Source organism: Siphonobacter aquaeclarae (genome assembly GCF_900103285.1).
In the GTDB taxonomy this organism is placed as follows: Bacteria; Bacteroidota; Bacteroidia; order Cytophagales; family Spirosomataceae; genus Siphonobacter; species Siphonobacter aquaeclarae.
Map to the genome: position 1 here is coordinate 42400 of NZ_FNGS01000008.1, position 11349 is coordinate 53748.

General features: G+C 53.7%; 10 protein-coding genes. 6 read left to right on the forward strand and 4 right to left on the reverse strand.

What is annotated here, in order from left to right:
* Positions 1-44: 44 nt before the first annotated feature.
* On the reverse strand, positions 45-647 hold the full coding sequence (locus tag BLR09_RS19630) for a TetR/AcrR family transcriptional regulator (protein WP_262507506.1): 603 nt from the start codon (positions 645-647) through the stop codon (positions 45-47).
* 524 nt (positions 648-1171) lie between these two features.
* Here BLR09_RS19630 and BLR09_RS19635 point away from each other — a divergent pair.
* The 4 genes from BLR09_RS19635 to BLR09_RS19650 all read left to right on the forward strand — a co-directional run bounded on the left by BLR09_RS19635 (position 1172) and on the right by BLR09_RS19650 (position 7705).
* Positions 1172-2197, forward strand: a complete 1026-nt coding sequence (locus tag BLR09_RS19635; RefSeq protein WP_093207021.1) for a ferredoxin--NADP reductase — start codon at positions 1172-1174, stop codon at positions 2195-2197.
* A gap of 106 nt (positions 2198-2303) precedes the next feature.
* Entirely contained in the window at positions 2304-4157 is a 1854-nt protein-coding gene (locus tag BLR09_RS19640) for a 3-keto-alpha-glucoside-1,2-lyase-like domain-containing protein (protein WP_093207023.1), read from the forward strand.
* A gap of 71 nt (positions 4158-4228) precedes the next feature.
* Positions 4229-6184, forward strand: coding sequence for a DUF7133 domain-containing protein (locus tag BLR09_RS19645; RefSeq protein WP_093207026.1), 1956 nt, complete (start codon positions 4229-4231; stop codon positions 6182-6184).
* A 453-nt stretch (positions 6185-6637) separates the two neighbouring features.
* Positions 6638-7705, forward strand: a complete 1068-nt coding sequence (locus BLR09_RS19650; RefSeq protein WP_093207028.1) for a glycosyltransferase family 4 protein — start codon at positions 6638-6640, stop codon at positions 7703-7705.
* Positions 7706-7753: 48 nt separating this feature from the next.
* Here BLR09_RS19650 and BLR09_RS19655 read toward each other — a convergent pair whose 3' ends face one another.
* Genes BLR09_RS19655 through BLR09_RS19665 form a run of 3 tightly spaced genes read right to left on the reverse strand, consistent with a single transcriptional unit; the run spans position 7754 to position 10006 of the window.
* Positions 7754-8824, reverse strand: a complete 1071-nt coding sequence (locus BLR09_RS19655) for a hypothetical protein (RefSeq protein ID WP_093207031.1) — start codon at positions 8822-8824, stop codon at positions 7754-7756.
* On the reverse strand, positions 8824-9483 hold the full coding sequence (locus BLR09_RS19660) for a hypothetical protein (RefSeq protein WP_093207033.1): 660 nt from the start codon (positions 9481-9483) through the stop codon (positions 8824-8826). Before BLR09_RS19660 ends, BLR09_RS19655 begins: the two co-directional genes overlap by 1 nt.
* A complete protein-coding gene (locus BLR09_RS19665) occupies positions 9464-10006 on the reverse strand; it encodes an RNA polymerase sigma factor (RefSeq protein WP_093207036.1) in 543 nt (180 codons plus the stop codon). Before BLR09_RS19665 ends, BLR09_RS19660 begins: the two co-directional genes overlap by 20 nt.
* Before the next feature lie 133 nt (positions 10007-10139).
* Between BLR09_RS19665 and BLR09_RS19670 the strand changes: the two genes are divergently transcribed.
* Together BLR09_RS19670 and BLR09_RS25580 are read left to right on the forward strand one after the other, a co-directional pair.
* Positions 10140-10502, forward strand: coding sequence for a DUF1304 domain-containing protein (locus tag BLR09_RS19670; RefSeq protein WP_093207038.1), 363 nt, complete (start codon positions 10140-10142; stop codon positions 10500-10502).
* 65 nt (positions 10503-10567) lie between these two features.
* On the forward strand, positions 10568-11349 hold a 782-nt coding region (locus tag BLR09_RS25580), incomplete at its 3' end, for a hypothetical protein (protein WP_176785617.1).

Genomic DNA, 11349 nt, shown 5'->3' on the forward strand with positions numbered 1-11349 from the left:
CAGGCCGGCGATCACGGACACCGGACGTCCGATAGGTTGTCCCCTTAGGCAGGGTAGTGTTTGAGGTAAACGGAGAGGCCTTCGTCGGTCAGAATGCCCCTGAGAAAATGGTCCATGAACTCATACTGGACCTGTGCGAGACTGTATTCATTGGGTGGAAACCATTGGTTGTCAAATCCGAACTCTATTTCCTTGAGCCGTAGCCGCGCCATGACGTCGACATTTATTTCGGACCGGAAAAGCCCGTCTGCAATGCCCTGCCGCAAGTCCGCGACCGTGTCGATGAGCACGTGCTCCTGCATGTGCTTCTGAAACACCTGCCAGGCTCTCGGATAATACTTCTTGATCTCAAAAAGAATGCCCGGATTGACGACGGAGAGCATCTGGCGCATGACTTCGTTCATGAGAACAACCCGCTCCACGGTGTTTTTCCCCGCTCCGACGCTGCAAACCATGTCCGTCCGGTTTTTCACCATCCGTTTTTCCACCACCTGAAAAACCAGTTCGTCCTTATCCGGAAAGTGCTGATAAATCGTCTTTTTCGAAATCCCTAATTCCCGGGCAATCTCATCCATTGTGACGGATTTGACCCCGTAACGAAAAAACAATTCCTCTGCACTGAGTAATATGCGCTCGCTTATTTCCACAATGGACGTTTCCGGTGCCGGCGGATGACTCCCCGGCCAGTTAGTGACACAGGGGTCAAAACTACGGAAACTTTCGCAAGTCGTAAAGTTTCTTGACGATTTTGGAAGAGTGGTCTGTGAACAGGGTTGAACGGTTCGGGGTCTGATCCTCAGTATTGCACAACTCCTGGACGGTTCTGCCGGAGGCGGCCCCGGCCAAACGAAAGACCTTTTTCCTGTCTTTCACGTTTCAAAGCTGCGCCGAAAAAGACCAGCCCTCTACCAATTTCTGACGAAGCGTTTGATCGGAGGGATGAAAAGGTAGATGGCAGCTCTGAAACAAAATAATAAGGTTAAAATGGGTTGGATTGACGGATATGCTGAATCGTGTACGTGTTTTGTAGCTTTTAGTCGAGCAAAGATAGACGGTTTCGTTATTCAGTCAATCGTTTGATTTAAAAAACGAAACAAAAGTTAAAAAATACAGACATTTTCCGGTTGGTTCTCTGGTAACACAGGTCCCTTCGGAATGAAAAAGGCCAAACATGCGTGACGTGCTCGAATTGCGGGTAAGGGAAATCCGTCCGGAAACCCGCGAAAGCAAGAGTTTTTTTCTCGAACGAACCGACGGGCGACCCTTGTCCTACCAGCCCGGGCAGTTTCTGACGTTACTCCTCCGGCACCAGGGCCATGAAGTCCGGCGGTCGTACTCGCTGGGATCGGCGCCAGAGACAGACCCCTATCCTTACTTCACCGTGAAGCGGGTCGCTAACGGAGAAATTTCCCGGTGGATGCTCGATACGCTGAAGGAAGGGGACCTGCTGTATGCGCTGCCACCGGCCGGCCGGTTTGTCCTGTCGGACGAAGACACGGGCCTGCTCGTATTCGTTGCTGCCGGTAGCGGTATTACCCCGATTTTTTCGCTTATCAAGTCGTCGCTTGCGCAGGCAGACGGACCGCGCCTCGTCCTGCTGTATAGCAGTCACCATCCGGGCGAAACCATTTTTAAGAAGGATCTGGATGACCTCGCAGCACAGTATCCGGGACGGCTTGATGTCGAGTATTTTTTTACAACAGGCACCCAAACGCCCCGGCGGCTTAACAATACCCTGCTCGAAAAGGCCGCCGCTGCCTATATCCAGGAGGAAAACCCGCGGTTTTTCCTCTGCGGGCCGGAGGATTTCATGCGCATGGCGCGCATCGTTTTGCTGTTTATGGGCTTCCCGGCAGACGCTATCCGGAAAGAGAACTTCGTCATAATTGCACCTTCTCCGGAAATTCCTGTCGGTTTTGGAGTTGAAGCCGACGTCCGGATACTATATAAAGGAGAAACCCGCTCGCTGACCGTACCGGCAGGAACCTACCTGCTGGACGCGGCGCTGAAGGCCGGCATCGACCTGCCGTACAGCTGCCGGGGAGGGCGTTGCAGCACGTGTGTGGCCCGGTGCCTCGAGGGCCGCGTCAAAATGACGATCAACGACGTGCTGACCGAGCGGGAAATGGAGGCGGGAGATGTTCTGACTTGTACGGGTTTGGCTGAAACCAAACAAATAGTACTTAAGGTTGGATAATATGGAAGAATTTATGGTGAATGCAGTATTAGTGTGAGGAAATCTTCTTCTATTCCCGTTGTTTTGCGTACTGATTACTAACTATTTCACATTTCGACGTTTAACTATGAGAAAACCTCTTCTTCGGCTGTGGGCCGCCGGATGGCTCGTGGCCGGGCTGAGCGGAGTTGCTTCGGCACAGTTTGGTACCCCCCAGCAATCCGTCCCGTTGACCGATCTGAGTGCGTTTCGCCCCACCGGTGCCGCCAACTGGAAAATCGCCGGAGATGTCTCCGCCGATCTCAATCAGAAAGAAGTCCTGACGACAGGCGCCGGTTCCGGTATCCTCGTCAACCAACCCGACCCGAAAAACCGGGCCAATCTTCAAACCGCTTTTGAGCACGGTGATCTCGACATTGAGTTCGATTTCATGATGGCTACCCACTCCAACTCCGGATTTTACCTCCAGGGACGGTATGAAGTGCAGTTGCTCGACAGCTGGGGCGTCAAATCCCCCTCTACCGGAGACGTCGGCGGAATCTACAAGCGCCGCGAGCTGCCCTCCGGCCGCATGTACGAAGGACACGCTCCCCGCGTCAATGCCGGAAAAGCTCCGGGCCTCTGGCAACACTTCGATATTTCCTTCCAGGCTCCGCGTTTTGATGCATCCGGAAAGAAAATCGCGAATGCCAAAGTAATCCGCATCGTCCTCAACGGTGTGACGATTCAGGAAAACGTCGAGCTGTCCGGCCCGACCGGCGGTCCGATTTCCGAGCAGGAAGCGGCTGTCGGCCCCATCATGATCCAGGGCGATCACGGAGCTGTTGCCTTCCGCAACATCAAGTACCGCAGCTATGCCGGCCAGCAGCCCAGCCTGACCGGTATTCAATACAAGGTATACCAGCCGACCGATGCGGATAACTTCGCCAAAATCCCCGATTTCGCGAAGCTGAAGTCTACCGGCGGCGGCAACGGCCAGGAAGTAACCTGGGATGTTGCGAATCAGACCAACAATTTCGGTGTGGTCTACACCGCGAAACTGAATGTTCCGACTGCCGGCGACTACCAGTTCTTCCTTTCACAGGGTGGAACGGCACGCCTCAAGGTCAACGGACAGGAAGTAGTAAAGGAAAGCTGGAACCAGCCCGGCGGATACCGGACAGGTAAGGTGACCCTTCCCGCCGGTGAAGCTTCCGTCGAAATCGCGTATGTAAAGCGTGATGAATGGGTACGCCCGGCACTGGGTGTTGAAGTGGAAGGCCCCGGCTTCCGTCGGACGACGCTCACCGCTCCGGCTTCCATGCTGACGCCGCCGGCTACCGATCCCATCCTGATCGACGCCCGCGAAAACACGATTACCCGCAGCTTCATGGATTACTTCCGGGACGGCAAGCGTGTCAAGCGTATCGTGCACGCGGTTCAGGTAGGTTCTCCGGAAGGCATTCACTATACCTTCGATCTCGATAACGGCGCTCTGGCGCAGGTATGGAGAGGCGAATTCCTCGACGCTACTCCGATGTGGCACGACCGCGGCGACGGTTCTTCCCGTCCGCGCGGTCTGGTCGTTGCCCTGAACGATTCCCCCGCTTTTGCTGTCCTCAGCTCTCCTGATCAGGCCTGGACGGAAACGGCTCCCGCAGAAGGCGGCAACTTTGTGCCGAAAGGATACGACGTTGACGAAGCCGGTCTCCCGACGTTCCGCTATGTCTATTTTGGCGGAGACGTACAGGATGTGATTCGTCCCGCAGAAGGCAACAAGTACCTCGTCCGCGAAATCACGGTGAAGAAACCCGCCGCCAACCTCTATCACCTGGTAGCGGCCGGCAAGGATATTACCGAGCTTCAGCCGGGACTCTATGCCGTTGACGGAAAAAGCTACTACGTCCGGGCTACCGGTGCGAAGCTGCGCAAATCCGGCGACCGCCAGGAGCTGATCCTTCCCGTGAGCGAAGGCAAAATCAAATACGAAGTACTGTTCTGATTTTCACACAACAGGAGTAAGAACAAGCGAAAATCAGCGGCTTCTTCTTATTCGGAAATAGTTCTGATGCGATGAAACACGTTTTTAAAACCGCACTCCTCAGCCTGGCTCTGGCGACGTCTGCCTATGCGCAGGACAGCTCACCGGCGGAGAGTGATCTCTATAAAATTGTCAAAGTAAGTTCCCCCGAAGGCATTATCCTGGAAATCGGTGGCGTGGCTTCCGTTCCGAATGGCGACATGGCCGTTTCTACCCGCCGCGGCGAAGTTTGGGTGATCGAAAACCCGACCAGCCCCCGGCCGTTTTTCCGGAAATTTGCCAGCGGTCTGCACGAAATTCTGGGTCTGGTCTGGAAAGACGGTTCGTTCTACTGCGCCCAGCGCGGCGAGCTGACCAAGCTGACCGATACCAACGGAGACGGCAAGGCCGATAAGTATGAAACCGTTTTTGCCTGGCCCGTATCCGGCCACTACCACGAGTACAGCTTTGGCCCGAAGATTGCGCCGGACGGCAGCTTCTTCGTCAGTGCTAACGTGGCCTTCGGCGACGAAGAGTGGTGGAGAGGAGAAAGCAAGGTACCTTACCGCGGCTGGGTCATGAAGATCTCTCCGGACGGTAAAATGGAGCCCTGGGCTACCGGTATGCGCTCTCCGTGCGGACTTGGTATGATTGACGGTGAACTGTTCTACACCGACAACCAGGGTGACTGGATGGGTTCAGGCGGGGTATGGCACGTGAAGAAAGGCGCTTTTGTCGGTCACCCGGCAGGTCTGCGCTGGACCGGTCTTCCGAACTCTCCCGTCAAACTTACCCAGGAAGAATTCTACAAAACGTTCGACGAGCGCCGGAAGCGTGACGCAAACGGCCGGGCCATCAAACCCGAAAACGACGCGACGGACAAAAACCCGCTGCTCCTCTTCGAAGCCAAAAAGAAATTCCCGGAAATTCAATTACCCGCAGTATGGCTGCCCCACGGCGTCCTGGGTATTTCAAACTCTGAAATCATCAGCGACGATACCCACGGAGCATTCGGTCCGTTTGCCGGCCAGATGCTCGTAGGCGATCAGGGTCAGTCGAAAATCATGCGCGTATCCCTCGAAAAAGTCAACGGCGAATTCCAGGGCGTAGCCTTCGATTTCCGTTCCGGCTTCCAGTCAGGGGTACTCCGGATGGCTTTTGCGAAAGACAACTCCCTCTTTGTAGGTGAAACCAACCGCGGTTGGGGTTCTGCCGGAGAAGCGAACGAAGGACTTCAGCGTCTGGTCTGGACGGGTAAAACTCCTTTCGAAATGAAGACGGTCCGGGCACAACCCGACGGATTCGAAATCGAGTTTACCCAGCCGATTGATCGCGCCAGCGCCGAAGACCTCGCCAGCTACAAGGTCAAGAGCTTCATTTATAAGTATCACTCTACGTATGGCAGCCCGACTATCAATGAAGTCAATAATGCCGTGAAGGGTGTGAAAGTATCGGAAGACGGGCTGAAGGCCCGCATCATCGTAGACGGCCTGCGCCAGTACTACATTCACCAGCTGACGCTCGACGGCATCCGCGAAAAGAACAGCAAGTTCAGCCTCGTGCATACCAACGCCTACTATACGCTGAACAACATCCCCGCCGGGGAGAAGCTGTCGCTCAGCGGCGTAAGCACGAAGTCCTCAGCCACAGCCGAAGCGACGACCAAAAAGCCGGTTACGCCTGCGAAGGAAGCCCCTGCCAAAGGCGGCGCCAAGGCAGCGACCAAAGTACTGTCGTTTGAGGAAATAAAGCCCCTTCTGACGAAGTATACCTGCCTCGCCTGCCATAACGCAGACAAGCGCCAGGTTGGTCCGGCGTACCGCGACGTAGCGAAGCGTAACTATTCCAACGAGAAAATCGTGGACCTGATCTACAATCCGAAGCCGGAAAACTGGCCGGGATACGCCACTCCGATGGCCCCGATGCCCCAGGTTCCGCGCGGAGATGCTCTCAAAATTGCGGCGTGGATCAACTCCCTCAAGAACGCTCCGGCGGCAGCTAACCCCTGACACAGAGCAGAATCAATCAAACAAAAACCCCGGCAACAGCCGGGGTTTTTGTTTATACGTATATGAAAAACAATTACCTTTTCGATTGACTTCCAACCAAAAGTACATGAGATTTGTCTTTACGGAGGTTTTGCCGCAGGCAGTCTCCGTGCATCCCAAAACGCTATAGGCCTTTATGAATCCACGTACGAAAGCTAAACTAATAGATTCTGGTATGAGATTTGGGCGATCCGGAAAACTCCTCAGGGCGGCGTGGTTCCAGACGTTTCTTCGTATTCCAACTATCTTAGTTATTAGCTGTTTCAATGCGCCATCCAGTCGCAGGATCTTCGGCGCCAGCTCAAATCTGGAGTATGAATGAAATGAGCGCCTGCCAGCCAGCGTTAATTAGTCTGGAAATCTGGTTGCAGCCGGTTTCGAATATTACCATTCTATAGTACCACCTGTCTTGAAATGAACAACCAAAACACGAGGATTCTGCTCGATTGCGAGCGGATGAAATATCCTCATACAGGGCTTTATCACTTTTGTCTGCAATTGGGAAAAGCGTTGCAGAAGAAGAAAAGAGCGAGCGAAATCGTTGAGTATTTTGTTCCACGAGGTCTAACTGGGGTTTTCGGAGATGCAGAGACTCGCCGACAGAATATTCTACACAAGTTCCGCTTGTCGATTCCTGTCGATATTTGGCACTCAACCTATCAAAATACACATTACTTCCCTTTTCAAAGCCGAGCGAAGAAAATTCTGACTGTTCATGATCTCAATTTTCTTCACGAATTCACGTCTGAACGGAAAAAGAAGAAATACCTGGACAGTCTTCAGAAGAAGATAGACTATTCAGATGCCATCGTTACGATCTCAAACTATGTCCGGAAAGAGATGATGGATTATCTCGATCTGAGCGGGCGTCGGGTTGACGTTGTTTATAACGGATGCAATATCCAGGAAAGTATCATTCCAAGGAAACCTCGTTTTGGAGTTGACCGGCCGTTTTTGCTAAGTATTGGTACGGTTGTCCCTAAGAAAAATTTTCACGTGTTGCCCGCGGCTCTCGTCAACAATGATTATGACCTACTCATTGTTGGTGTGGCTGATAACGAAGCATATCGCAACAAAATATGGGAAGAAGCCAAACGATTAGGTGTCAAAGATAGAACCCGCATTATCGGCCCGGTGACTGAGGAGGAAAAATACTGGCTTTTGCAGCACTGCGAGTTATTTTGTTTCCCTTCGCTGGCAGAGGGATTTGGCCTGCCTGTCATAGAGGCGATGCATTTTGGAAAGAATGTGCTTTTGTCGACAGCTACCTCTCTGCCGGAGATCGGTGGACCACACGCGCATTACTTCCGGGGTTTTGAGACTGACGAGGTGAGTGATATGGCTTCTCTAACGTTGGAAAAAATACAGACGAAAGACAACAGCCGTGAAATCAAAAGCTGGTCTGAACAGTTCAGTTGGGGGAAGACAGCTGAAGATTATCTGGATCTCTATCGGCTATTGATTACCAGCCGGACTTCGTAAGGGATGGTTAAAAGAAAGTGAATAAACACACCGTCTACCGTGTATTGCCTACAGCCCGAAACCCACCCGTACTCCCGGAAAAACATTCCGGAAAAAGCCATTCATATACAGTTCCGGCTGAATCCGGACGAGGCCTTTCGTATAGGCTGTGCCTCCGATGCGGATGGTATTGCTGTCGTAATAATCTCCCCGCCGCCGGATCGGAATACCCACATACAGGCTGGTAAAAAGTTTGTTGAAATTGGCCCGCTTTTCACCGCTTTCCTTCTTATAGATATGCAGACCGAAGTTGAGAAAGTCATTGCGTTCGGTGGTATACCCCCCCTCCGGTCGTTCCCGGAAGAAAAAGTCAGACCGTATTCCGATGGAATAGCCCAGGCGATGGAAGCTGTTCGGAACTACCTGGACATCGAATACCAGAGAAGGTACCAGCCGGTGCCGGACCAAACCGGCCTCTACCCGTGGCTGTATGGACAGAAAGCCGGCTGTTTGCGAATGCAACCGGGAAAATTCCGCCTTTCGCCCTGTCATTTCCAGGCGATACGAGACCCGGTCTTTGGTCAGGGGATGTTTTTTGAACCGGATAATCTCCGCCTGTGCCGAATCGATACGGGTATTGAACCCTCCCTCCGAAAGGTACTGCCGTACCTGGTCGATGTTGTTGAGGATCAGATAGTAACCGATGCGCCGGCGGGAAGCCTCGTTGTCCGACCACCCCGGAATCAGCAGGGTATCCGTGCCCGTTTTTAGCTGAACGGGCTGGTCGTCTCCTTCCCGAAACCCGAAATAGTCGGACTTCTGCGGGAAAAACTCTACCTGAATATTCCGCAGATGCCGGTTAACGTGGAAGGTAACCCGCCGCCCGTCGAGCGGCCGGGTCGTATCCCGGATCTTGTCATAATCCTGCACAAAAAGGTGAAGGACAGAGTCGATGTTTTTGTGGCGGAGCAAGTCCTCGTACCGTTCATAGTTGATACCCAGCATACTTCCTTTTTCCAGTTTCAGGAGAATCTGGTTGTTGAGCCGGTATTGCTTGGGCAGATTCGGCCCCTGGGACAGTACAGGCCCGGCCCCGCTCAGCAAAAGGAGCAGGACAAGCCACCATACGCGTTGTGTCATCAGAATTGTTTGTTTCGAGTGGAAAGGCTGGGAGCAGGACCCGGCGAAACTTCGGAGATACCCATCCGGACGAAGGATTCGGATTTGTATACTTTCGCCCGGGTCTCTTCTTCTTCCCGCAGGTCATTGATGTGAGAAATACGGAAACGGGGGCGGGAGGCTTTTGCAGTACCCGGCTTCGTTGTCGGTTGGGCAACGACCGCCGGAGATGCAGGGGCAGGCACGGCCACCGCGACATCGGGTAACGGAACAACCTCCGCCTGAGGGATGTCGGCGGGCTTTTCCTCCGCAGGGTGAATGGCGACCGGCTCCGTAACGGACGGCCTGGTTTTGATAGCCGGTTTCCGGGAAGGAGCCGGCGAATGCGTGAGCAAAGGTACCTGAGGCGTCACCGCGACAGGTACTTCGGGCGCCGGAGCAGCTTTTGCAGGCGGGGTTGCGGCTACGTGATTTGCCTGCGGCGTGTCATGGAACAGGGATGCGGTAACAAGACCGGCGAGGATGACCAGCGCGGCGGCGGCCGGTACTGTCCAGCGGCGTTTCCGGGGCGCTTTCTGCGCCTGCTGCACGGATTTCCAGAGCGCTTCGGGATCAAACGGAACGGTTTCCGGAAGGTCTTCCAGCCGTTCGTTCAGCCACTTATCGATAGGTTCTTCCATAGTCTGTTCCGCTGAGTTTTTTCTGTAACCAAAGACGTGCCTTGTGCAACTGGGTTTTCGAGGTACTCTCGGTAATGTTCAGCTTGTCGGCAATTTCCCGGTGACTGTACCCTTCCAGCGCATAGAGGTTGAAAATGGTCCGGTATCCGTCGGGCAGGCTCAGGACAAGCTGGTATAATTCTTCTGCCTGCCAGTTTTCACCAGGCGGCTCGAAGGGTTCTTCTCCCTCGGGCAAATGATCGATGGACACAAAAGTGACGCGCTGTTTCCGGAGAAGCTGGAGACACTCGTTGACCATGACTTTCCGGAGATATGGCTCCAGTGTGTGGCCTCCGGGTACCTCGATCCGGTCTGCATGCCGGAAAAACTTCACGAACCCGGTCATGAGGGCGTCCTGTGCCTCCTCGTCCGAGGCCAGGTACCGGCGGCATACCCGGAACATCCGGCGCACATACTGGTCGTACACCCGTTTCTGGGCGAACGGGTTCTGTTTCCGTAAAGCGTCGAGTAGTTCCTTGTCCATGCAGGCCGGGTTTCATCGGTATATATGCCGGAAGGAGGGCGAGGGTTGCCCCCCGGGGTAATTTTTTTTACGAAACCTTCCCGGAAGGTAAAAAATAGTTGCTAATTCGGAGGCAATTCCAAGCCGACTACCCATGTCCCTTCTTCCGAAAATTCTGGTAGGCCTTGTGGCCGTCGAACACCTGTATATCCTCTGGATCGAAATGTTTGCCTGGACCACAAAGGGCAAAGCAACATTCCGGGGCTTCCCGGCGGAGCTTTTCGAGCCGACCAAAGCGCTTGCCGCCAATCAGGGGCTGTACAACGGGTTTCTGTCGGCTGGTCTGATCTGGTCGTTGCTCATTCAGGATCCGGCCTGGTCGAAAAACGTGGCCTGCTTTTTTCTGGGATGTGTGATCGTCGCCGGATTATACGGATGGATGACGGTTTCCCGTTCGATCTTTATCAAACAGGGGCTTCCCGCGGTGCTGGCACTGCTGGCCGTTCTCTTTGCCTGATCAGCACCGATTTGGCGTTTTTCTCGTACATATTTTCCGGACAGGAATGCGTCCGCACCATCACCATGAAAAGGTATTTTCTTCTTTTTCCCGTTCTTCTCTGGGCCTGCGGAGGGCAGGATAGCCAGCAAGCCCAAACGGAAACGCCAGCAACCGAAACAGCTTCAGCCGTACATGCCAGTACGCTGGTTTTCCTGGATAAATCGCTTAGCGTCAATGCCAATAAGGCATTTGTGACGCAGAAATACACGAAGGCGATCAACGAACTCGTCCAATCGGGTATTCAAAATGCAGGTGACGAAGTCGAGGTATGGCTCCTTCATGAAAATACCGCGAAAGGCAAAGCCCTGGAGCTCACCGCCCATTCGGAAATGGGTAGTACCGAAGGCATGAGTCCTACCGACATCGAAGCCGCGAAAACCACCTATGATCTGTCTCTTCAGAAGGAGCGTACCGGTTTCGCGAAACAGATTGTCGATCAGCTCGAAATCCCGAACGATTCCAAAAGCAATCAGCAAACGGATATCCGGGCCAGTCTCGACGCCATCAATCAGAAAGTCAGCGAGGGATACAGCGTGAAAGCCTATTTCTTTTCGGATATGGTGGAAAGCATGAAAGAAGCCGGTCGCCGGGATTTTCACCGGACACCGCCTGCTTCTTCAACTGAAGCGGAACTGTGGGCCAAATCTGATGCGAAGACGATCCTCGGCAAGTACCCGAACCTGCCAAAGGCCAGTATCCGCATGGTGCTGCCGTTCGAACCTACCGCGTCCTCCAAAATCAATAACCCGGCTATTTCGGAATACTGGAAAGTCCTGTTCAAAGAGCTGGGCGTTGGCTCTGTTGA

Bases quoted from the DNA above. Each gene is read 5' to 3' on its own strand.
- BLR09_RS19635 (WP_093207021.1), top strand. From the start codon at position 1,172: ATGCGTGACGTGCTCGAATTGCGGGTAAGGGAAATCCGTCCGGAAACC.
- BLR09_RS19650 (WP_093207028.1), top strand. From the start codon at position 6,638: ATGAACAACCAAAACACGAGGATTCTGCTCGATTGCGAGCGGATGAAA.
- BLR09_RS19640 (WP_093207023.1), top strand. From the start codon at position 2,304: ATGAGAAAACCTCTTCTTCGGCTGTGGGCCGCCGGATGGCTCGTGGCC.
- BLR09_RS19645 (WP_093207026.1), top strand. From the start codon at position 4,229: ATGAAACACGTTTTTAAAACCGCACTCCTCAGCCTGGCTCTGGCGACG.
- BLR09_RS19670 (WP_093207038.1), top strand. From the start codon at position 10,140: ATGTCCCTTCTTCCGAAAATTCTGGTAGGCCTTGTGGCCGTCGAACAC.
- BLR09_RS19660 (WP_093207033.1), bottom strand. From the start codon at position 9,483: ATGGAAGAACCTATCGATAAGTGGCTGAACGAACGGCTGGAAGACCTT.
- BLR09_RS19665 (WP_093207036.1), bottom strand. From the start codon at position 10,006: ATGGACAAGGAACTACTCGACGCTTTACGGAAACAGAACCCGTTCGCC.
- BLR09_RS19655 (WP_093207031.1), bottom strand. From the start codon at position 8,824: ATGACACAACGCGTATGGTGGCTTGTCCTGCTCCTTTTGCTGAGCGGG.